The sequence below is a fragment of the Niveispirillum sp. BGYR6 genome (assembly GCF_027568365.1).
GTDB lineage: Bacteria > Pseudomonadota > Alphaproteobacteria > Azospirillales > Azospirillaceae > Niveispirillum.
In genome coordinates this window covers 209,484-232,808 of record NZ_JANLNL010000001.1, presented here as the reverse complement: position 1 = coordinate 232,808, position 23,325 = coordinate 209,484, and the positions used below count along the sequence as shown (strand labels likewise).

At 62.6% G+C, this 23,325-nt stretch carries 15 protein-coding genes; 11 read left to right on the top strand and 4 right to left on the bottom strand.

Annotation, left to right across the window (positions count from 1 at the left end; genetic code table 11):
* Positions 1–2 precede the first annotated feature (2 nt).
* Positions 3–1,478 carry an aldehyde dehydrogenase family protein gene (locus PCJ49_RS00940; RefSeq protein WP_269909290.1) on the bottom strand — a complete coding sequence of 492 codons (1,476 nt, stop codon included), beginning with the start codon at positions 1,476–1,478 and terminating at the stop codon, positions 3–5.
* A gap of 232 nt (positions 1,479–1,710) precedes the next feature.
* On the opposite strand from PCJ49_RS00940, the gene PCJ49_RS00935 reads away from it, so the two are divergent.
* The 3 genes from PCJ49_RS00935 to PCJ49_RS00925 are packed head-to-tail and all read left to right on the top strand — an operon-like array spanning position 1,711 to position 5,116.
* Positions 1,711–2,568 carry a GNAT family N-acetyltransferase gene (locus tag PCJ49_RS00935; protein WP_089286936.1) on the top strand — a complete coding sequence of 286 codons (858 nt, stop codon included), beginning with the start codon at positions 1,711–1,713 and terminating at the stop codon, positions 2,566–2,568.
* 2 nt (positions 2,569–2,570) lie between these two features.
* Positions 2,571–4,043, top strand: a complete 1,473-nt coding sequence (locus tag PCJ49_RS00930) for an NAD-dependent succinate-semialdehyde dehydrogenase (RefSeq protein WP_269909289.1) — start codon at positions 2,571–2,573, stop codon at positions 4,041–4,043.
* Positions 4,040–5,116, top strand: a complete 1,077-nt coding sequence (locus tag PCJ49_RS00925) for a tartrate dehydrogenase (protein ID WP_269909288.1) — start codon at positions 4,040–4,042, stop codon at positions 5,114–5,116. The genes PCJ49_RS00930 and PCJ49_RS00925 overlap by 4 nt, the downstream gene beginning before the upstream one ends.
* A 158-nt stretch (positions 5,117–5,274) precedes the next feature.
* On the opposite strand, the gene PCJ49_RS00920 is transcribed toward PCJ49_RS00925, so the two are convergent.
* Positions 5,275–5,724, bottom strand: coding sequence for a hypothetical protein (locus tag PCJ49_RS00920; RefSeq protein WP_269909287.1), 450 nt, complete (start codon positions 5,722–5,724; stop codon positions 5,275–5,277).
* Between the two features lie 735 nt (positions 5,725–6,459).
* Here PCJ49_RS00920 and PCJ49_RS00915 point away from each other — a divergent pair.
* Complete coding sequence (locus PCJ49_RS00915) at positions 6,460–6,954, top strand: ferritin-like domain-containing protein (RefSeq protein ID WP_269909286.1); 495 nt, start codon at positions 6,460–6,462, stop codon at positions 6,952–6,954.
* 141 nt (positions 6,955–7,095) lie between these two features.
* Positions 7,096–7,587 (top strand): ferritin-like domain-containing protein, encoded by a 492-nt coding sequence (locus tag PCJ49_RS00910; protein ID WP_269909285.1) that lies wholly within the window; start codon positions 7,096–7,098, stop codon positions 7,585–7,587.
* 117 nt (positions 7,588–7,704) lie between these two features.
* On the opposite strand, the gene PCJ49_RS00905 is transcribed toward PCJ49_RS00910, so the two are convergent.
* Positions 7,705–9,270: a family 43 glycosylhydrolase gene (locus tag PCJ49_RS00905; RefSeq protein ID WP_269909284.1), complete on the bottom strand. Its 1,566-nt coding sequence runs from the start codon at positions 9,268–9,270 to the stop codon at positions 7,705–7,707.
* A 171-nt stretch (positions 9,271–9,441) separates the two neighbouring features.
* Between PCJ49_RS00905 and PCJ49_RS00900 the strand changes: the two genes are divergently transcribed.
* The 3 genes from PCJ49_RS00900 (at position 9,442) to PCJ49_RS00890 (ending at position 16,350) form a co-directional block, all read left to right on the top strand.
* Complete coding sequence (locus PCJ49_RS00900) at positions 9,442–12,189, top strand: DUF5695 domain-containing protein (protein ID WP_269909283.1); 2,748 nt, start codon at positions 9,442–9,444, stop codon at positions 12,187–12,189.
* A 65-nt stretch (positions 12,190–12,254) separates the two neighbouring features.
* A complete protein-coding gene (locus tag PCJ49_RS00895) occupies positions 12,255–13,160 on the top strand; it encodes a dihydrodipicolinate synthase family protein (protein WP_269909282.1) in 906 nt (301 codons plus the stop codon).
* Positions 13,161–13,443: 283 nt separating this feature from the next.
* On the top strand, positions 13,444–16,350 hold the full coding sequence (locus tag PCJ49_RS00890) for a TonB-dependent receptor (protein ID WP_269909281.1): 2,907 nt from the start codon (positions 13,444–13,446) through the stop codon (positions 16,348–16,350).
* A gap of 102 nt (positions 16,351–16,452) precedes the next feature.
* Here PCJ49_RS00890 and PCJ49_RS00885 read toward each other — a convergent pair whose 3' ends face one another.
* A complete protein-coding gene (locus PCJ49_RS00885) occupies positions 16,453–17,094 on the bottom strand; it encodes a GntR family transcriptional regulator (RefSeq protein WP_269909280.1) in 642 nt (213 codons plus the stop codon).
* Positions 17,095–17,497: 403 nt separating this feature from the next.
* On the opposite strand from PCJ49_RS00885, the gene PCJ49_RS00880 reads away from it, so the two are divergent.
* The 3 genes from PCJ49_RS00880 to PCJ49_RS00870 all read left to right on the top strand — a co-directional run bounded on the left by PCJ49_RS00880 (position 17,498) and on the right by PCJ49_RS00870 (position 23,140).
* Positions 17,498–19,294, top strand: coding sequence for a DUF885 family protein (locus tag PCJ49_RS00880; protein ID WP_269909279.1), 1,797 nt, complete (start codon positions 17,498–17,500; stop codon positions 19,292–19,294).
* A gap of 68 nt (positions 19,295–19,362) precedes the next feature.
* On the top strand, positions 19,363–20,781 hold the full coding sequence (locus PCJ49_RS00875; protein ID WP_269909278.1) for an amino acid permease: 1,419 nt from the start codon (positions 19,363–19,365) through the stop codon (positions 20,779–20,781).
* 4 nt (positions 20,782–20,785) lie between these two features.
* Positions 20,786–23,140, top strand: coding sequence for a glycoside hydrolase family 127 protein (locus PCJ49_RS00870; protein ID WP_269909277.1), 2,355 nt, complete (start codon positions 20,786–20,788; stop codon positions 23,138–23,140).
* The last annotated feature ends 185 nt before the right edge of the window (positions 23,141–23,325 follow it).

Below are 23,325 nucleotides of genomic sequence, written 5' to 3'. Positions count from 1 at the left end.
AATCAGAACTCAATCAGCATGGTTTTGGATTTCAGATTGGCCTCATAGGCCTCCCGCCCCAGATCCTTGCCGATGCCGGATTTCTTGAAGCCGCCCGTGGGCAGGATGAAATCATTGCTGCGGCCATAGCGGTTGACCCAGACCGTCCCCGCCTCCAGCGCCTTCAAGGCCCGCAGCGCGCGGGAAACGTCGCCCGTATGCACGCCCGCCGCCAGCCCGAAGCCGCTGTCATTGGCCATGGCAAACGCCTCCTCCTCCTCCCGGAAGGTCTGCACGGTCAGCACGGGGCCGAAGATCTCCTCCCGCACTGCCTCATGCTCCCGCGTCACCCCGGCCAGGATGGTGGGTTGATAGAAGGCGCCATCCTGCGGGCCCGTTGCCCGGCCGCCGCCGGTCAGCACCTCCGCCCCCGCCGCCTTGGTGCGGCTGACAATGCCATCAATGCGATCAGCCTGGGGGTGGGAGATGATGGGCGACAGGCTGGTGCCCGCCTCCCAGGTGGGGCCGGGGCGCAGCGCCTGGAACCGGTCACGGATGGCCGACACCACCCGGTCGGCCACCTGTTCTTGCACCAGCAGGCGGGAACCGGCGACACAAACCTGACCGGCATTCAGGGTGATGGCGCGGGCGACGATGCCCGCCGTCTTGTCCAGGTCGCTGGCATCAGCGAAGACCAGTTGCGGGCTTTTGCCGCCCAGTTCCAGCGTCACCGGCTTCGGACCCGTCTCGGCACAGGCCTGCATGATGGCGATGCCGGTGCGGGTGGAGCCGGTGAAGGTCACCTTGGCGACCAACGGATGCCGGCACAGCCGGTCACCCACGTTCCGCCCGTCACCCTGCACAATATTGAACAAGCCCGGCGGCAACCCCGCCTCTATCGCCAGTTCAGCCAGCCGCACCACGCTGAAGGGCGTCATCTCGCTGGGCTTCAGCACCACGGCATTGCCGGCCGCCAGCGCCGGGGCAACCTTCCAGCCAGCCATGACCAGAGGCAGGTTCCAAGGTGCCACCGCGGCGATCACGCCATAGGGCTGGGTGATGGTCAGGCCCAGCTTGTCGGCACTGGTGGCGGCAACATCGCCGCCCACCTTGTCGGCAAATTCCGCGAAGAAGCGGATGGTTTCGGCCGTGTACCAGACATCCCAGGCGCGTGTCTCCGCGATGGTGCGGGTGGAGCCGGCGGCCTCCAGCGGGGCCAGCACATCCATGTCGGCCTCTATCAGATCGGCCCAGCGGCGCAGCACCTTCATGCGCTGGCGGGGCTCCACCCGGGCCCAATCGCTGTGCTGGAAGGCATGGGCGGCATCTTCCACCGCCTGATCCACCTGATCGGCGCTGGCCGTATCCAGATCAGCAAAGGGCCGTGCATCAGACGGGCGCAGCACCGTCAGCGCCGGCCCCTGCCCCACCACACGGCGCCCGCCGATGATATTGGAACCGATGGCATGGGCGATCTGATCGGGATTGAAGCTGACCATGGGCAAGGCTCCTGTCGGCGCTGGCGTGAAACTGCTGCCCAGATTATGCGTCTGTGACGGCATTTGTTCGGGATCACGCCAAAGCAGGACATTAGATTCTTCCGAATAAACCGACAGGGCGGCAGCGAATGCCACGCGAGCCGGCTTACTGTCATACCAGTCGTTCAGGGGCGACACGGCAGATGCTGCGGCAGACCATGCCGTCACCGCCCCCTATCAAGGAGTGCATGGCATGGAGAAGGGGACGCCACCCGCCATTCAATTGCGGGCGATGAACCAGGATGATCTGCCCCAGGCGCACGCGCTTTCCCGGGAGTTGAACTGGCCGCACCTGCTGGAAGACTGGAGCTTCTTCCTGGAAATCGGGGAAGGCGTGGTGGCTGAGCGCGATGGCGAGGTGGTGGGGACGGCCATGTGCTGGCCGTTTGGGCCAGAAATGGCCACGCTGGGCATGGTCATCGTCTCTCCCTTCTGCCAGGGGGCTGGACTGGGTCGCAAGCTGATGCAGGCGGTGATGGACAGGTTGGGCGACCGCACCATCATCCTGCACGCCACGACAGAGGGCGCGCCGCTTTATCGCAGCCTGGGCTTCGATGCCGATGGCGTGGTGCTGCAACATCAGGGCACGGCCTTTTCCGTGCCGGTGCCGGACCTGATCACCGATGAACGGGTCCGCCCGATGGGGCAGAGCGACTGGCCCGTGATTACAGCCATGGATGCCCGCGCCACCGGTATGGATCGCAGCCACCTGATCAGCACCCTGGATAAAAGCGCTGTCGGCGTGATGCTGACCCGCGCGCATGAGCCGGCGGGCTTTGCCCTGTTCCGCCGGTTCGGGCGCGGCTATGTCGTCGGCCCCACCGTGGCGCCGGATGAAGGCGGGGCCAAGGCCTTGATCTCCCACTGGCTGGGGGCCAATGCCGGCATGTTCTGCCGTGTCGATATCCCGGAAGATAGCGGCCTGTCGCCCTGGCTGGATGGGCTGGGCCTGCAATGTGTCGGCCGCGTCACCCGCATGGTGCGCGGACCGAAGCCCAAGCGCGACAGCGCGTTGCGCACCTTCTCCCTTGTCACCCAAGCCCTGGGATGATCATGAAGCCGACCCTTGCCGACCCCACCTTGTTCATCCAGGCCAACCTGATCGGTGGCCAGTGGGTGGGTGCTGCCTCTGGCCGCACCCTGGATGTGGATAATCCCGCCACGGGTGCCATCATCGGCACCGTGCCGGACGCGGATGAGGCGGACACAAAGGCCGCCATCGCCGCCGCCAATGCCGCCTGGCCGGCCTGGCGGGCGCTGCCGGCCGCCACCCGGGCCGACCTGCTGGAGCGCTGGCACGCGCTGATGCTGGCCAATGGCGATGATCTGGCCCGCATCATGACCGCCGAGCAGGGCAAGCCCCTGGCCGAAGCGGCGGGCGAAGTGCGCTATGCCGCCAGCTTCATCAAGTGGTTCGCCGGCGAGGCGCGGCGCATCCTGGGCGGCATGGTGCCGGCACCGGAAGCCGACCGCCGCATTCTGGTGATGAAGGAACCGGTGGGCGTTTCGGCCATCATCACGCCCTGGAACTTCCCCGCCGCCATGATCACCCGCAAATGCGGTGCGGCGCTCGCCGCCGGCTGCCCGGTGGTGGTGAAACCGTCAGAAATGACGCCCTTCACCGCGCTCGCCCTGGCCAAGCTGGCGGAACAGGCCGGTATTCCGCCGGGCGTGTTCAATGTCGTCACCGGGCGGCCGCAGGGCATTGGCGCCGCCCTGACCGGCAGCCCGCTGGTGCGCAAGCTTTCCTTCACCGGTTCCACCCGTATCGGCAGCCTGTTGATGGCGCAATGCGCCGACACGGTGAAGCGCCTGTCGCTGGAACTGGGCGGCAATGCGCCGCTGATCGTGTTCGACGATGCCGATCTGGATGTGGCGGTGGCCGCCACCATGGCCAGCAAGTTCCGCAATGCCGGCCAAACCTGCGTCTGCGCCAACCGCATCCTGGTGCAGGATGGCATCCATGATGCCTTTGTGGAAAAGCTGGGCCGCGCCGTGGCGGCGCTGAAGGTGGGGCCGGGCGACCAGCCGGGTGTCACCACCGGTCCGCTGATCAACAAGGCCGCCCTCGACAAGACACAGGCCCATGTGGATGACGCGCTGTCGCGCGGTGCCCGGCTCAGCGCGCAGGCCGAGGGCTATCAGGGTGAGCGGTTTGCCACGCCGGTGCTGCTGACCGGGGCGGACCCGTCCATGCGGCTGGCGTCGGAGGAAACCTTCGGCCCTGTCGCCCCCGTCTTCCGCTTCCAGGCAGAGGAAGAGGCGATCCGCATCGCCAATGACACGCCCTTCGGGCTGGCCAGCTATTTCTACACCGAAAATCTGCACCGCGCCTTCCGGGTGGCGGAGGCGCTGGAAACCGGCATGGTGGCGCTGAATACCGGCTCCATCGCCATGGAAATGTCGCCCTTCGGCGGCATCAAGCAATCCGGTCTGGGCCGCGAAGGCGGGCCGACCGGCATTGACGAATATCTGGAAACCAAGACCTTCCATATTGCTGGTCTGAAGCTGGGGTACGGGGCATGAGCAGCAAGCGCAGCTATAACATTGCCGTCATCGCCGGCGACGGGATCGGCAATGAGGTGATGCCGGAGGGCGTGCGCGTGCTGGAACGCGCCGCCAGCCTCTATGGCTTCACCATCAACCAGCAATGGCATGATTTCGCCAATTGCGATTATTACGCCCGCCATGGCCGGATGATGCCGGAAGATTGGAAGGCGCAGATCGGCAAGCCCGACGCCATTTTCTTCGGCGCCGTCGGCTGGCCCGCCACGGTGCCGGACCATATTTCGCTCTGGGGTTCGCTGCTGCAGTTCCGCCGCGAATATGACCAATATGTCAACCTGCGCCCGGTGCGGCTGATGCCCGGCGTGCCCTGCCCGTTGGCCGGTCGCCAGCCGGGCGACATTGATTTCTGGATCGTGCGGGAGAATACGGAGGGCGAATATTCCTCCGTCGGCGGCCATATGTTCCCCGGCACCGACCGGGAAATCGTCATCCAGGAAACGGTGATGACCCGCCATGGCGTGGACCGGGTGCTGCGTTATGCGTTTGAGCTGGCCAACCGCCGGCCCAACCGGCACCTGACCTCTGCCACCAAATCCAACGGCATCTCCATCTCCATGCCCTTCTGGGATGCGCGGGTGGAGGCGATGGCGGCGCACTATCCGGATGTGCGCTGGGACAAGTACCATATCGACATTCTGACCGCCCAGTTCGTGCTGAACCCGGACCGGTTTGATGTGGTGGTGGGGTCCAACCTGTTCGGCGATATCCTGTCCGATCTGGGGCCAGCCTGCACCGGCACCATCGGCATCGCGCCGTCCGGCAATATCAACCCGGAAGGCACCGGCCCGTCGCTGTTTGAGCCGGTGCATGGTTCCGCCCCCGATATTGCCGGCAAGGGCATCGCCAACCCGATCGGCCAGATCTGGTCGGCCGCCATGATGCTGGAACATCTGGGCGAGGCGGAGGCCGCCGCCGGCATCATGCGCGCGGTGGAAAGCGTACTGGCCGAACCGGCCCTGCGCACCGCCGACCTGAAGGGCAAGGCCAATACCATCACCTGTGGCAAGGCGGTGGAAGCGGCCCTGGGCTGATCCGTGGCGGGCTGGCTCAATACAGTGGGCTGCCCACCACCCCCGGTCATCCCTGCCCTTCCGAGTGGGAGAAGGCCCTTATGTTCTTTGTCTATCCCGCATTGCCTTGATGGAGGTCCCCCGACAGGAAACCTGTCGGGGGTTAGGGTCAGAGCAGATCAACCTTCTGCGATGGCAAAGAAGGCGATGCCATCCGGTTGAAATCCATCCGGCGCGGTCGAAGATGTCTGCACCACGACGTTCCAGAGACCACCCGCCAGAATCTGTTTGAAACGATAGACTGGGATGGAACCAGGCCGCGGATCAGCCCAGGCATAAAAGGCAACCCCATCATTGGTCCAGCCCGAGGACGGAGTCGGGGAGAGAGCGTAGGAGAAACGAACCGGGTTGGCTGCGCTCGGAAAAGTAATGCTGAACTGGTAAACCGGTGCGAAGGTGCCGCCGTGACTGTCCAGATTGGCGTAGAACGCAATCTTGGGGTTCTTGAATCCCTCTGGTGCCTTCTTTCCCAGCAGATCAAAGCTCAGATACTGCCGGTACGGATCAGCGGCAATGAAATTATGCACAGGCAACGAGGTGACGATAAGATTGGGAGATACCTCAGTCATTGTTTTCTCTTTCGTCAGATTTTCGGGAAAGATATGCGATCAAACTCTGCATTTACTGCAGATAAAATCACCTATCTGTTGATAATGTGCGGTGATTTTACGAGCAAAACAAATTACAAATTCTCATAAAATGTTCTAAAATCTGCCCCGCATTCCCTTTTCAAGATTATTGCTGAAGCAATTTTCTATAATCATACGCTGCTTCCCACACCAAGGTGATAAGGCTGCAGTCTGTTTTAGAGGATAATTCTGCACAGGCCATTTGTCTGCCCTATCAGGTAAGGGCCACGGGATCTTTGAAATGCCCCATCAAAAAGGGGTGGGTAGATTCTTTTTTTCCTCATTGAATACAAAGTCGCCGCCGCGATGGCTTCCTTAAAGACACAAACTATATCGGATAAAGATGTTTCGTTTGGGGTACTGCCGGCGAGTTTCCCCGCAAACCCTTGATAAACAGCAAGAGTTGATAGATTTCCTGCAGATAATTGTTTTCATTAAGAAAAACCCGATTATTCAACAGCTTACAGCGATGGTTCGACTGCCCAGGGTTCATGAACCTGTTCCAGCCGCCCCCGCCCACCCAGCTGAACGGGCGGCAGAACCGCAAAAATGGGGCGATCGGGCAGGCGTGTTGCCCCGTTTGGAAACGGAACGGCACATCCCAGCCGGGGTTTAGCACCATAGACGCCCGGCACCGACAGGGCGTCATCACCCCCCAAAATCCAGGAGCTTTTCATGGCCAAGCAGCCCAAGGAACTGACCGATCTGTTCCATGAGACGTTGAAGGACATTTATTACGCCGAAAAGCAGATCCTGCGCGCCCTGCCCCGCATGGCAAAGAATGCGCAGTCCGAAGAACTACGCCAGGCCTTCGAACAGCACCGCAGCGAAACCGAAGGCCAGATCGAACGGCTGGACAAGGTGTTCGATCTGATCGGCAAGGCCCCGCGCGGCAAGACCTGTGATGCCATCGTCGGCATCATTGAGGAATGCAAGGAGGTGATGGAGGATTTCAGCGGCAGCGCGGCGCTGGATGCCGGCATCCTGGCCGCCGCCCAGGCGGTGGAGCATTACGAGATCAGCCGTTACGGCACCCTGCGCACCTGGGCCCAGCAATTGGGCCTGGAGGAGGCCGCCGACCTGCTGAGCCAGACGCTGGAAGAAGAAAAGCGCACCGACGCGCTGTTGAGCAAGCTGGCCACCGGACAGGTCAACGCCAAGGCAGCGTGACCCGGCGCCAAGGCCAACCGCCACGGGCACCGCCGGCCCCCCCCCCCCCGGTGGTGCCGGAACGCCTGTTCATTGCGGCGCTGTGGCTCCACACAGCCCACCGCTGTTTCCCATTAGAAAACCACACCCATGGAGGTGAGAATGAACACCGCCCGCGACCATCTGATCGACTGGCTGCGCGATGCCTATGCCATGGAAATCCAGGCGGAAAAGATGATGCAGAACATGCATGGCCGCCTGCGCCAATATCCGGCCCTGGCCACAAGGCTGGAACAGCATATTGCTGAGACGAAAAGTCAGGCGGAGCAGGTAAAGCAGTGCCTGCACCAGCTGGGGGCCGATACATCCGCCCTGAAAACCGGGCTGGCAGCACTGACCGGCTTTGCCCAGGCCATGTCCGGTGCCATCGCCGAGGATGAGGTGGTGAAGGGCGGCGTCTTCAGCCATGCCTTCGAACAGTTCGAGGTGGCGAACTATACGGTGCTGGTTGCCGCCGCCACCGCCGCCGGGGAACCCGGCATCGCCGCCACCATGGATGCGATCCGGCGGGAGGAAGAGGCGATGGCCGGCTGGCTGCGCGATAATCTGGAAGCCATCGTGCAGCAATATCTGCTGACGGGTGAAAAGCGATGAAAGCGTTCACCGATGTGCTGGAAGCCTATCGCCAGTTCGACCTGCGCCGGCCCGGCTGGGTGCCGGCTGGGTGCCGGCTGGGTGAAGGTGGCATTGCGGCCGTGATGAGCCCCGGCATCAGGGGCTGCAGGCCGGTGCCGCCGGCACGGGGGGTAGGGCGGGCGCCGTTTTGGTCGGCGCCAGCGCCTCCCATTCCTGCACACCGATGGCGGCGGGGGCATCCGGTTTGCCAGCAGCGGTGAAAACGGCCCGCAGGCAGCGGGTCGTGACAGGATTGAACCGAACCTCCTGAAACCGCCCCGATGCCGTACCATAGGGGGCACCCAGCGGTTCCAGCCGCTGCCAGCCCCCCTGCCCCCACACCTCCAGATGCCAAGCAGCGGGCGGCGCCATGCCTGTGGCAGCCCCCGACTGCTGGTCGGCCACAAACCAGATTCGGCTGGCATTCAGGCGCACCGGCGCGAACCAGCGATATTCTATCCAGGTTTGGGCAGGCTTGTCGCCAACCCCGCTGCCCCACATGTCCGGCGGCAGGGGGGCGGGCCGGACAATCCCGTCATTCAACGCCTTGATCCAATAGCGCACGGGGATCGGATCATTGGCGGCCACCGCGGTGGCCGCCCCGGCAATATTGCGGCTGGGCAGCGGTGGGACTTGGCGTGCCCGCGTGGGCTGTACCGGCAGGATGGCGGCGGGCTTGCGCGTATCATCCCATTGCAGCCGGTCCAGCGCCACGGAGCGGCGGAAATGCCCGCCGCCCCTGGCATCTGCCGTGTGATAGGCCAGATACCATTGTCCCTTGAACATCACCGCCCCGGCATGGGAGGTGGTGGAGGAAACCGGGCGGAGCACGACCCCGCGATAGGTCCAGGGCCCCAGCGGTGACGGCGCCGTGCCATAGGCCTGACAGGCATGGTACAAGGTGGGGGTGCAGGGGCTGTCCGGTCCGGCATTGTTGCCGGCATAAAGCAGATAATAGGTACCCTTGCGCTTCATGATCCAGGGCGCCTCGAAAAAGCCGGTCAGCGTGTCGATCACCTGTTGTGGCCCCTTTGGCGTCACCATGTCGGCCGCCAGTTCCATGGCACGCAGCCGCCCGAAGGTGCCCCAATAAATGAAGACGCGACCATCATCATCCACCAGCACCGTCGGATCGATATTCTGGATGCGGTTGGGCACCGGCACCTGCTGGGAGATGATGGGGCCGGCAGGATGGGCGTCCCGCCATGGGCCCAGCGGGCTGTCCGCCACGGCCACCCCGATGGCGAACCGATCATCCGCTCCACCATCGCGCTGCAAAACCGGCGCGTAGAGATAGAAGCGGCCATCCCGCCCCTGCACAATCTGCCCGGCATAGGCGCGGCCCGGTTCCGCCCAGGCGAAAACCGTCTCTGGCCGGGCAATGGCGGGGTAATGGGTCCAGAGGCCTGAGGCCGGGTCACTGGTGCTGAGCAACTGCCATTCATTCATGATGAAATCATTGATATCGGCCGGCGCCTCATCCCGACCGGCCAGGATATAAAGCGTGTCCCCCACCACCAGCGGTGCCGGATCCGTCGAATAATAGCGGCCATCGGACAGGATCGGGTTGCCGGCCGCCTTTACGGCCTGCGTGGCCGCAGGCGCGGGGGTGGAAAATTCCGTCAGCGCCAGCAGCACCAGGCAGGAAACCAGCCACTTCATCGTCCCACACCCCCGATTATCGGGCGATCACGCCCTGTCAGCCTGAAGATTTTATATCGTATAATATTTATTGCGTCACGCCCCCATCAACGGTAGCTTTTTTCCAGGACCAAAAGACCGACGCGCGGGAGGCGGCCCCAGCCCGCCCTTCCCCCCACAATGAGAGGCAGTATGAAGCCCGCACGCCTGTTTGCCGCCGCCCTGCTGGCCGGTACGTTCATCGCCGCCCTTCCCGCCCCCTCCCCTGCACAGGCCAAGCCACAGCAACAGGAAAAGCCGGTCTATCGGCCGGTGGCCACCAGCGATCATGTCATCGGCCATTTCCAGCTTGCCCTGCGGCGGGATACGCAGACGCTGGCCCGCCTGTCACCATTGTCGGAACCGGGGTTCAGCTTCGTGCCCACCGCCCGCCTGCCGGAACGGGCGGGGAATGGCTATAACCATCTGGGCGATTTGAACCTGCGGCTGCGGCAGGCCGGGGGGGAATGGCGGGATTTCGCCTCTGCCCAAACGCGCAAACCCATCCGGGCGCTGGCCGCCGGGGGCGATGTGATCGCGGCGGCCGATATCAGCGCCAGCATGGGCAACGGCATTCCGCTGGCGGTGGAGCGGCGCTGGCTGAATGAAGGCGGCACCCCCGCCCTGGTCTTCCGCCTGACCAACATATCCACGCAGCCGGTGGAGATCGGCGCGCTGGGAATGCCGATGGTGTTCGACAATATCCTCACCGGCCGCTCCCTGGAGGAGGCGCACGCCCAGGCCAGTTTCGTTGATCCCTATATCGGGCGGGATGCCGGCTATCTCCAGGTCACCAGGCTGAATGGCCATGGCCCGGCCTTGCTGGTGCTGCCGCGCCCTGGCACGCCGCTGGAAGCCTATAGCCCCTTGAAAAACCCGAAAGAGGCTGCCGGCTCCCTCTTTACCGATAAAAGCCCGCGCGGCCAGACGTCGGAAGGGTTCTACGACTGGATGGTGCATTCCGCCGGCATGGCGGAACGGGAATGGCGTCAGGCCGGCGAACAATGGAACCGCCCCACCAGCCGCACCCTGGCACCGGGGGAGGTGATGGAAGTCGGGGTCCGGCTGGTCGAAGCCCCTTCCATTCGCGCCATTGAGGAGGTGCTGGCGGCACAGGGGCGGCCGGTGGTGGTGGGCATTCCCGGCTATGTGCTGCCCACCGACCAGCGCGGCACCCTGTTCGTGAAGGCACCCAGCCCGATCAAAGCGATGGAGAGCGAACCGGAAGGCGCCCTGCTGGCCAGCCGCGACGGGGAGGTGAATGGCTGGACCCGCCTGTCCCTGCAGGCTAAGGGCTGGGGTCAGGTCCGCCTGACGCTCACCTATGAAGACGGGCAGAAACAGACCGTCAGCTATTTCCTGACCAAGCCGCTGGCCCAGGTGATGGCCGATCTGGGCCGTTTTTCCACCAGCCAGCAATGGTATGAAGGCAAGGGCGACCCGTTTGGCCGCGCCCCCGCCATCCTCACCTATGACAAGGAAGCCGGGAAGATCGTCGATATCGAACCGCGCGTCTGGATCGCCGGGATGAGCGACGAGGGCGGTGGCGGCAGTTGGGTGGCCGCCACCCTGAAACAGTTGGATAATCCCGATCCGGCCGAGGTGGCCAGGATTGAACAGTTGGTCAATGAGACAGTGCTGGGCGACCTGCAGGTCGCCGACGGGCCACAGGCGGGTGCCGTCAAGAAAAGCCTGTTCTATTACGATCCCGCCCGCTTCCCCGACCTGTACAAGAACCCGGAGCAATGGCGAAGCTGGACCTCCTGGGACAAGAAGGGGGCCGGCGATCTGGGCCGTTCCTATAATTACCCGCATGTGGCGCTGGGCCATTGGGTGCTGTACCGCACCGCGCGCAATCATCCAGGCCTGGTGAAGCAGCATGATGCCGCCTTCTATCTGCGCTGGGCCTGGCGCACCATCGTCGCCATGATGCGCGACGCGCCGCATTATGCCGAGTTTGGCCAGATGGAAGGCGATGCCTTCGTCGATATCCTGCGCGATCTGCGGCGCGAAGGCATGGCCGACGAAGCCGCCACAATGGAACGGCTGATGAAGGGCCGCGCCGATCACTGGAAATCGCTGAAATATCCGTTCGGTTCTGAAATGCCGTGGGATTCCACGGGGCAACCAGAGGTCTATGCTTGGATGCGCTATTTCGGCCATGCCAAACAGGCGGATATCACCCGCGAAGTGATCCTGGGCTATGATCCTACCCTTCCAAGCTGGGGCTATAACGGCAATGCCCGCCGCTACTGGGATTTCCTCTATGGTGGCAAATATGCGCGGGTGGAGCGGCAGATTCACCATTATGGCTCCACCCTGAATGCCGTGCCCCTGTTCGATGCCTATCGCCGTGACCCGGCTGATTTCCATCTGCTGCGGGTTGCCTATGGCGGGTTGCTGGGCGGCATCACCAATATCGATCAAGACGGCTTCTCGTCGGCCGCCTTCCATGCTTGGCCGGACATGATGAAATGGGATCCCTATAGCGGGGATTACGGCATGGGCTTCTTTGGCCATGCCTATGCCACGGCCTCCTATCTGGTCAATCACCCTACCTTTGGCTGGTTGGGCTTTGGTGGCGATGTCAGCCAATCGGGGGAGGAGATCATCATCACGCCCAAGGACAGCGCCCGCAGCCGGCTCTATATCGCACCCGCCGGCCAATGGATCACACTGGAAGCGGGCAAGATCGCCCGCGCTACCTATAATCCTGCCAGCGGTCAGATCACCTTGACCCTGGACCCGGCCACAGCCCATACGCCGGTCGCACGGCTGTATCTGGAGGCGATGACACCAATGGCCAAACGGCTGACCGTGCCGGGGGCGACGCTGGAGCGGGAGGGCTATAGCCTGCCGCTGGGCCAGACGCCGCTGACGCTGCGCCTCACCGCCCCCTGATCATTCCGCTTGGCAAAGCGAGAATTTATATAGTATACGATTATCAATTCAACGGAGGATTTACGATGGCGGAGCTTACGTGGCGTGGTGTTTACCCTGCGGCGACCACGCAGTTTGCGGAAGATTTGTCGATTGACCATGACGCGACAGCCGGTGTCCAGGATGCGCTGATCCGCGATGGTGTGGATGGCTTGATCCTGCTGGGCACTTGCGGCGAGAATAACTCGCTGGAGCCGGACGAGAAGCGCGCCGTGCTGGCCCGCGCACGGGAGAATGTGGCCGGCCGGGTGCCGGTGGTGACCGGCGTATCGGAACTGACCACGGCCCGCGCCGTCGCCTTTGCCCGCGATGCCGAAGCGCTGGGCGTGGATGGGCTGATGCTGCTGCCCGCCATGGTCTATGTGCCGACTGAAGAAGAACTTTACACCCATTTCAAGGCGGTGGCGGCGGCGACCAGCCTGCCAATCATGCTCTATAACAACCCGCCCGCCTACCGCGTCTCCATCTCCGCCCGCGTGCTGGAAAAGCTGGCCGATATCCCCAATATCGTTGCGGTCAAGGAAAGTGCGCCCGATCCGCGCCGCTTCACCGACCTGATCAATATTTTCGGTGATCGCTATGTGCTGATGGCCGGGCTGGATGATGTGGCGCTGGAAGGCATGATCCTGGGCGCCCATGGCTGGGTCTCCGGCCTGACCAGCGCCTTCCCGCAGGAATCGGTGGCCCTGGTCGCCGCCCTGCAACGCGGCGACATTGCAGAGGCCCGCCGTATCTATCGCTGGTTCATGCCTTTGTTGCATCTGGATGCCGAGCATGATCTCGTCCAGTCCATCAAGCTGGCTGAACAGATCATGGGCCGTGGCTCCGAACGCGTCCGCCTGCCCCGCCTGCCGCTCGCCGGTGAACGTCGTAAACAGGTCATCGACATGGTCGAAAAAGCCGCCGCCACACGGCCCATCGGGCCGAAATAACCTAGCCAAGACCGAAGGCCCGGCGTTCCCCCGCCGGGCCTTTTGCGTTTCAGCATCCATCGGGCGGGTGCCGCGCTTACCTGCGACCGATCACGTAAAAGCTAAAAATATCATTATATAACAATATATTATGTGCTTTTACCATCAAGGGGTCCGCCCCTGCCTTGGCTCAATAGTCAGTGTAATTACTTTATATCGTATAAGATATTTGACATGTCGGACCAACTGGGCGAGATTTTCCTCAGACGCGGAACGGGGAGCGTCATAAAGGGGAGATCAATCAATGAAACGGGTATTCCACAAGGTCGGCCTGCTGGCCGGCACGGCCATCGCACTGGCCGGCATTACTGCACCGATGGCCCTGGCGCAGGACCAGGAGCTGGACGAAATCATCGTCACCGGCACGCGCCTGAAAGGGCCGAACCTGCAGACGGCCAGCCCGCTGACTGCCGTGGGTGAGGCGGAAATCAAGTTCCAGGGTGCGGTGCAGGTTGAAAATGTGCTGAACCGCCTGCCGCAATTCACCGCCGATGCCAATGACAATGTCTCCAACGGCTCCGACGGTACCGCGCGGGTGAACCTGCGCAATCTGGGTTACGTGCGCAATCTGGTGCTGATCGATGGCCAGCGGATGCTGCCGCCGGAAACCGCCGACCTGAACTTCATCCCCAGCGCCATGATTGAGCGGGTGGATGTGGTGTCCGGCGGTGCCTCTGCCGTTTATGGCTCCGACGCCATTTCCGGCGTGGTGAATTTCATCCTGCGCAAGAATTTGGACGGCGTTTACGCCGACATGCAATATTCCATCAACCATACGCGCAACGATAACTCCTATGTCCGTTCCCTGCTGAACAAACGGGGATATGAGCTGGCACCCAAGAGCACCTGGGACGGCGCCAAGAAGGACATCAATGTCGCCATGGGCTTCAATTCCGGCGACAAGAAGGGCAATGTCACCTTCTATGCCGGTTATCGGGAGAACAACCCGGTCACTCAGGACAGCCGCGACTATTCATCCTGCGCCCTGGATCCGGCCGGCCCCAATGCGCTGGCCTGCGGCGGGTCCAGCAATAATTCCTATGGTCTGTTCTCGTTCCAAAGCGCGCAGACCGGCAAGAATGTCACCCTGAACAACACCAAGGACGGCCAGAAGACCTGGGTGCCCTATGACAGTTCCTTTGCCTATAATTACGCACCCACCAACTATATCCAGCGTTCCGACAGCCGCGTGACGGCGGGTGCCATCGGCCATTATGAGCTGGCGGCGGAAGCCGAACTCTATGGTTCCTTCATGTTCATGGAGGATCATACCTTCTCGCAAGCCGCCCCGTCCGCCCTGTTCCAGGGTACGGTGTTCAAGATCAATTGCGACAATCCGTTGATGTCGGCCGGCCAAGCCGCACAGCTCTGCGGCACCGCCACCGGGCAGGCGGTGGATAAGGATACGTTCATCGGCTACCGCCTGACCGGCCCTGGCAGCCAGCCGCGCCGCGACGATCTGCGCCACACGGCCTATCGTGTCAGCAGCGGGGTACGCGGCAAGCTGGGCGACAATTGGACCTATGATACCAATTTCCTCTATTCCAGCATCCGCCTGGAGGAGAGCTATAAGAACAATGTCGATAATGCCAAGGCGCAGAAGGCCTTGCAGGTGGTGAATGTCAATGGCACGCCCACCTGTAAATCCAAGATCGACGGCACTGACCCGTCCTGTGCGCCGATTGACGTGTTCAAATATAATGGCATCAGTGCAGCCGGGTACCAGTATCTCTATGCCCCCACCTACACGAACGGGGTGCAGACGGAGCGCGTGTTCAGTGCCGGTGTGACCGGGCAGTTGGGAGATTACGGCCTGCGAAGCCCGTTCGCCGAACAGGGTTTCAGCATTGCGCTGGGTGCCGAACATCGTGATGAAACGCTGGATTTCCAGGCCGATGCCCTGGCCCAGGCCGGCGGCATCAAGCCGAACAATGGCAAGCTGAATGTAGAGGAATTCTACGGCGAATTGCAGGTGCCGCTGGTGCAGGATCGCCCGCTGGTGAAGGAACTGTCGCTGAATGGCGGCTACCGCATGTCGCGCTATTCCAACAATGATGATTGGGTGAAAACCTATAAGACGGAGCTGCAATATGCGCCGACGGGCGATGTACGGCTGCGCGGTTCCTATAACCGCGCGGTGCGTGCCGCCAATATCAGTGAACTCTATGCCCAGCAGAGCCTGGGGAATGTTTCAGCGCAGGATCCCTGTGCTGGCAATAATCCCGGTGCCTCGCTGGCGGCCTGTCAGCGCAGCGGCATGACGACGGCGCAATATGGCAATACGCTGGAATGCCCGGCCGATACCTGTGTGGCCCAGGGCGGCGGCAACCCGTTGCTGAAACCGGAAGAGGCCGATACCTTCACTGGCGGTGTGGTGCTGACGCCGGAATTCGTGCCAAGCCTGTCGCTGACGGTGGATTATTTCCACATCAATATCGACAAATATATCGGTTCGGTTGACGCCCAGACGGTCATCAACCAGTGCATCCAGACCGGCAACCCGTTCTTCTGCAACCTGTTCCATCGTGATCCCAGCAACGGTGTGCTGTTCGGCAATAATGGCTATATCGTTTCCACCAACCAAAATACCGGCTATCTGCGCACGTCGGGCCTGGATGTGCAGGGTGATTACCGGTTCGATCTGGAAGATGTGATCCAGCGCGATCTGGGCGCCATCAATATTGGTCTGGTTGGCACCTACCTGCTGAAGCGGGAGACAGAGCAGTTGCCGGGCCTGGGTTCCTATGAATGCAAGGGCCTGTTCGGCCCCACCTGCGGCCAGCCCAACCCCACCTGGCGCCACCAGTTGCGCACCACCTGGCAGATGCCGTGGATGAATGCCAACCTGTCGATCAACTGGCGCTATTTCGGTTCGGTCAAACTGTCCAGCAATACGGATAACGAGTTCCTGGCCGGGACGAAGAGCAATATCAACGCCAAGATCGGTGCCTATAACTACTTCGATCTCACCGGCTCGGTGGAAGTCTATGAAGGCGCCACCCTGCGCGCCGGTGTCAACAATATCTTCGACAAGGCCCCGCCGGCCATCGCTGCCGGGCTGCTCAGCTCCTTTGGCAATGGCAATACCTATCCGGGTGTCTATGACCCGCTGGGCATGAACCTGTTTGTTGGCCTGACGCTGAAGCTCTGACCGCTTCCCGCCCGAGCGCCCCCGTCCCCCAGCGGGGCGTCCTCACCTTGCCCTGTCCGGTTTCCCGGACAGGGCATTTTTTTGGGAAAACTGCCGAAGCAGTCAGTCGCCCAACTGGTGCTTCAGGTCGTAAAGGGTGGCGCCGATATGGTTGGCGGTCAGGCTTTCCACCAGGGCGCTGTCACCGGCCAGCCAGGCTTCCAGGATCTGCCGGTGTTCACGGCGCGCCCGCTCCTCCCGCCCCTGCGGGGCCAGATGCACGCGGACATAGCGTTCCGACAAGATATGCAGCCGCTTCAGCAGCGTATGGGTCACCGGCCCCGCCGGGCGGATCAATGCCAGATGGAAGACGCGATTGCCGGTGACATGGTCGGTGCCGTCCATATCCTGCTGCTGTTCCAGGGTGGTCAGTGCCTCCTGGGCGGTCTTCCGGTCTTCTGCGGTGGCATTGCGGGCACCATCTGCCGTGGCCCCCGGCTCCAGCTTCAGGCGGAGCGCAAACACCTCCGTTGCCTCCGCCCCGGAAAGCGGGCGGACGACATAGCCCCGGTTGGGGTAGGAGGTCAGCAAACCATCCTGTTCCAGCCGGCCCAGCGCCTCCCGCAGGGGGATCTTGCTGACGCCCAGTTCATTGGCAATCACGTCCTGGCGCACGGGGGTCCCCGGCGCCATGGTCCCCATCAGGATATGGCGGCGCACCACGTCATAGGTCTGATCGGAAAGCGTTCGGACAACAATGCTCATTCTGGTCCACATCAACAGGAAGGGCGCCTGGGCAGCCGCCAAGCGTTGGCCGGCGGTGTCATCAGGCCGCTGCCAGACCGGCTAAGCCACCGGCAGCATGGCGATTGTCCCGGAAATGATCGCTAACTGCAAAGGGATGTTGCGCGCGAGCAATCCATTTCAAGCTGCCCCAGCCATGCGATACCAGCAGCGTCGCATAAGCTGGGATTTGCTGTTGCGATCATCGGAAATTCGTCTAAAGTATACGAAATAATTGCTGACATATAAAAGCGAATGCCGCCAGGGGGCAGATCTGGAAAGGATGGCGCGACGGGAGGGACCATGCAAGCAAGGATGCCCCGCCTGCCATTCACCACCAAGGGCCCTCGTCCCGTCATCGTTTCCCTTGCCAGAACGAAAGACCATGATGCGTCCATCCAGCCAAACCGCCAAAAGCCGTTTCCGGACCCCGCGTGCCCTGTTGCTGGGGACGGGAATCGCCCTGTTCGGCGCCACCACCAGCTTCGCCGGCCCGGCCGATGATCTGGGTTCCGTGCTCAGCGATTATGACAAGCTGCTGGCCGCCGCCGACCCGATCAGCGCCGGCCAGCGCGGCGATCCGGAAGCGGCCAAGCGCTGGCCCGATGACAGCCCGGATGCCGTGGCCGCCCGCCGGCGCAGCATGGGGCAATTGCGCGACCGGCTGGCCGCGATTCCGGCTGCTTCCCTGACCGGGGCGGATGCGCTGAACCACGCGCTGCTGCTGCGCCGGCTGGATCTGGACCTGGAAGGGGCGCGCTTTGACGAAGAGCGCATCCCCTTCAATGCCGATAGCGGCTTCTTCAATGTGCCCGACTATATGGCCGGCGGCACCCGCCTGCGCAATGTGGAGGCGGCGGAAGCCTATCTGGTGCGCATGGCCGGACTGCCCGCTTACTATGCGACCGAAATCGCCAATATGCGCCGGGGTATCAAGACCGGCTTCGTGCAGCCGCGCCTGGTTGTGCAGGCGGCCATTCACATGAGCAAGACGCTGGCCGATGTGCCGGCGGATCAGAATGCCCTGCTGCTGCCGCTGATGGACCTGCCGCCCACCATCCCGGCCCCGCAACGGGAAGCGCTGTTGAAACGCGGGGTGGAGATCGTCAAGACCAAGGTGAAGCCGGCTGAGCTGGGGTTGGTGGAGTTCTTCACCAAAGAATATTTGCCAAAATCCCGCGACACGCTGGGTGCCTATGCCCTGCCCGACGGGCGTGATTACTATGTCTACCGGGTGAAGCGCGAAACCACCACCACCATGACCCCCGATGAGGTCTATGAGCTGGGCCGGTCGGAAATCGCCCGCATCCGCGCGGAAATGGACGCGGTGATCAAGGAAACTGGCTTCAAAGGGAACTTCAAGGAGTTCCTGGCCTTCCTGCGCAGCGACCCGCAATTCTACGCCACCTCGCGTGAACAGTTGCTGGAAAAATCCAGCCGGCTGGCCAAGTTGGTGGATGACAAGCTGCCGCAATATTTCAGCCTGCTGCCCCGGCTGCCCTATGGCGTGCGCCCGGTGCCGGCGGAGATTGAGGAGAATTACACCTCCGGCCGTTATCATCCCGGCAGCCCGGAACAGGGCATTGCCGGTGGCCTGATGATCAATACCTCCCATCTTCCCATGCGGCCGCTTTATGAGCTGCCGGCCCTGGTGGCGCATGAAGGGGTGCCCGGCCACCATCTGCAAATCGCCCTGGCGCAGGAACAGAAAGATGTACCGCAGTTCCGCCGCCAGGATGACGTGACCGCCTATGTCGAAGGCTGGGCGCTCTATAGCGAACAGTTGGTGGCGGAAATGGGCCTGTACCGCACGCCCTATGAAAAGTTCGGCATGTTGTCGATGGAAATGTGGCGCGCCTGCCGGCTGGTGATGGATGTCGGCCTCCATTGGAAAGGCATGGGCCGGGAAGAGGCGGCAAGCTGCCTGCGCGATAACAGCGCGCTGGCAGAAAAGAACATCCAGAGCGAGACCGATCGTTACATCGCCTGGCCCGGTCAGGCCCTGGGCTATAAGATCGGCCAGCTGAAAATCTCCCAGATGCGTCTGAAGGCCGAAAAGGCGTTGGGGCCGAAATTCGATATCCGCCAGTTCCATGCCCTGGTGCTGAATGACGGGCCGATGCCCATGACCATGCTGGAAAGCCGGATCGACGGCTGGATCGCCAGCGGCGGGGCCAAATAAGAAAGCGCCGTCCAACCAGGACAGACCAAGCCGGTCAACGGCATATTCCAGAGAACAGGAGCGGGTGAATGGGTTTCTTCGGACGGCGCAAGCCGCTGGATGCACAGCATAGCGTGCATCATGACCAGCAGCTGCAGCGCACTTTGAGTTGGCCGCATCTGGTGGCTTTGGGCATTGGTGCCATCATCGGCACCGGCATCTATACCCTGACCGGGATCGGGGCGGAACGGGCCGGGCCGGCGGTGGTGCTGGCCTTTGCCGCCTGCGGTATCCTCTGTGTCTTCGCCGCCCTGACCTATACGGAGATGGCCACCCTGGTGCCTGCCGCCGGCAGCGCCTATACCTACACCTATTCGGTATTGGGGGAGGTGCTGGGCTGGCTGGTCGGCTGGAGCCTGGTGCTGGAATATGCCGTCACCTGTGCGGCCGTCGCCGTCGGCTGGTCTGGTTATGCGGTCGGGCTGTTGCAGGCGGCGGGTATCCACCTGCCGGCCTGGATGATTGCCGGCCCCCATGCCGGCGGTATCGTCAACCTGCCGGCCGTGCTGATCACCCTGGCCGTCACGGCCCTGCTGGCCCGTGGCGCACGGGAGAGTGCGACGCTGAATATTGTGCTGGTGGCCATCAAGCTTGTGGCACTCGCCGTGTTTGTCGGGCTGGCCGCCCCGGCGGTGGTGCCGGAGAATTTCACGCCCTTCATGCCCTATGGCTTCACGTCCCACACGGTGGATGGGCATGTGCGTGGCGTGATGGCGGCGGCCGCCATCGTCTTCTTCGCCTTTTTCGGTTTCGATGCCGTTTCCACCTCGGCCGAAGAGGTGAAGAACCCGACGCGTGACCTGACCATCGGCATTATCGGGTCCATGGTCATCTGCACCATCATCTATATGCTGGTCGCCGCCTGTGCGGTGGGGGCCTGGCCCTTTGCTGAATTCGCCGCCAGCGGGGAACCGCTGGCCTTCATTTTGCGCGGGCTGGGCCATCCGGGGGCAGCGTTTGGCATTGGGGCCGCCGCCATCATCGCCCTGCCATCGGTCATCCTGGTGATGATGTTCGGCCAGACCCGCGTGTTTTTTGTGATGGCCCGCGACGGGCTGCTGCCCCGCAGCCTCAGCCGGCTGGATGCACAGCGGCGCGGGCCGCTGAAACTGACCCTGATCGTCGGGGTCTTCGTGTCCATCGTGGCCGGCTTCTTTCGCCTGGACCAGATTGCCGAACTCTCCAACGCCGGCACGCTGACCGCCTTCATCGCGGTTTCCGTCTGCGTGATGGTGCTGCGCCGCACCCGGCCGGACCTGCCGCGCCTGTTCCGCTGCCCGGCCGTCTGGCTGGTGGCCCCGCTGGCTGTCATCGGCTGCCTTTATTTCATGATCAGCCTGCCCACCGGCACGCTGGTCCGCTTCGCCATCTGGAACCTGATCGGCCTTGCCATTTACTTTGCCTATGGCCGCCGGCGCAGCGTGCTGGCCCAAGCTGAGGGGAATTAAGCCCATGTCCCATCATCATCTTTCGCGCCGCCTGCTGCTGGGGGCGGCACCGGCCGCCCTGCTGCTGGGCAGCAAGCCCGCGCTGGCCGCCCCCTTTGCCGGCGTGTTGAAACCCAAGCTGGTGCCGCTGCCGCTGGAATCCGTGCGCCTGCTGCCCTCGCCCTATCTGACGGCGGTGGAGGCGAACCGCGCCTATCTGCATAAGCTGGAGCCGGACCGGCTGCTGCATAATTTCCGCACCCAGGCCGGGCTGGAGCCCAAGGGCCAAGTTTACGGCGGTTGGGAAAGCGACACCATCGCCGGCCATACGTTGGGCCATTACATGACGGCCCTGGCGCTGATGTATGCCCAGACCGGTGATGGGGAGTGCCAGCGCCGCCTTTCCTATATCCTGGATGAGCTGGCCTTGTGTCAGGCCCAGGATGCCGATGGTTTCGTCGCCGGCTTCACCCGCAAGAAGGGTGACAAGATCGAACATGGCAAGCGGGTGTTTGACGAGGTGCGCCGGGGCGAGATTCAGTCCCGTGGTTTTGATCTCAATGGCTGCTGGGTGCCGCTTTATACCTGGCACAAGATGTTCGCCGGTATCCTGGATGCCGACCGCTATTGCGGCCTGCATAAGGGCATTCCCATTGCCGAAAAGCTGGCCGCCTATATTGAGGGGGTCTTTGCCGGGCTGGATGACGCGCAAATCCAGAAGGTGCTGGATTGCGAACATGGCGGCATCAATGAGAGTTTCGCTGAACTCTATGTGCGCACCGGCAACCGCCGCTGGCTGGCCTTGGCGGAGAAAATCTATCACCGCAAGGTGCTGGAACCGCTGAGCCAGGGCATCGACTGCCTGCCCAATATCCATGCCAACACGCAAATTCCCAAGCTGATCGGGCTGGCCCGGCTGCATGAAATCACCGGGGCGGAGCGGCATGGCAAGGCCGCCAGCTTCTTCTGGGAGACGGTGACGCGGGATTATTCTTATGTCATCGGCGGCAATGCCGACCGGGAATATTTCCAGGCCCCGCGTTCCATTTCCAAGCACATCACTGAACAGACCTGTGAATCCTGCAACAGCTACAACATGCTGAAACTGACCCGGCATCTTTATGCCGGGATGCCGGAGGCACGTTACTTCGACTATTACGAACGCGCCCACCTGAACCACATCATGGCGCACCAGAACCCGAAGACGGGGATGTTCGCCTATATGGTGCCGTTGATGTCCGGCACGCACCGCGAATTCTCCACCCCCTTCGATGATTTCTGGTGCTGTGTCGGCAGCGGCATGGAAAGCCATGCCAAGCATGGCGAATCCATCTATTGGCATGGCAGCGGGGATGTCACCGTCAATCTCTATATCCCCAGCACGCTGGCGGCCGGGCGGGAGACGCCGGGCCTGCGGTTGGAAACCCAATATCCGTTCGGGGATGAGGTGGTATTGACCGTCACCAAGGCAGTGGGCAAGGGCGCGCTGTCGCTGCGCGTGCCCGGCTGGTGCCAGGGGGCGACGGTCAGCCTGAATGGCCAGCCCGCCGATGCCACGGTGCGCGATGGCTATATCCGCATTGCCGGCCCGCGCCAGACCGGCGACGTGATCCGCCTGACCCTGCCGCGTCAGTTGCGCATCGAAGCCACGGTAGATGATCCCAACACGGTGGCCCTGCTTTACGGGCCGATGGTGCTGGCGGGCGATCTGGGGCCGGCGAGCGAGAAATGGAAGGGCCTGGCCCCGGTGCTGGTGGGCAGTGACCTGCTGGCCCGCCTGCGCCCGACGGGGGAACCGGCCGTGTTCAGGACCGATGGCATCGTGCGGCCGGGTGACCTGACCCTGCGCCCCTTCACCTTCCAGCATGAACGCAATACGGCCGTCTATTTCAAGCGCTTCACCGATGCCGAATGGCAGGTGGAACAGCAGCGCTTCCAGGCCGAACAGGCCCGCCTGCAGGACTTGCAGGACCGTTCGGCCGACCTGATGCATCTGGGGGAGATGCAGGCTGAACGTGATCATGATCTGGACGCCAAAATCTCCTATCCCGTGGTTTATCGCGGTCGCAACGGGCGCGATGCCCGCTCCGGCGGCTATTTCGAATTCAGCTTGAAGACGCGGCCGGGGCCGTTATTCCTGCAATCCACCTATTGGGGGGAGGAGCGCGGCCGCAAATTCTCCATCCTGATCGACGGCACCCCCATCGTGAAGGAGGAGCTGAAGGCCGAAAAGCCGGGCGAATTCTTCGACCGCGACTATCCGATCCCCGAAGAACTGACGCGCGGCAAGCCGAAAATCCGCGTGCGCTTCGAACCCGAAACCGGCAGCTCCGCCGGCCCCTCCTTCGGGGTGCGCCTGTTCACGGCCAAGGCCGGATAAGAAAAAGCCCGGTCGGGGGCGATCCCCGGCCGGGCTTTTCTTGAGGAGGGGGTGGGGGCTTCGTGTCTGTTCGAAAAATTTTATGCCGTTTCAATATCTTACACAATTTGACTGTCTGTATCTCCGTCACCCCGGCGAAGGCCGGGGTGACGGAGAGGATCCAGTAAGACATTGATAATGAATAA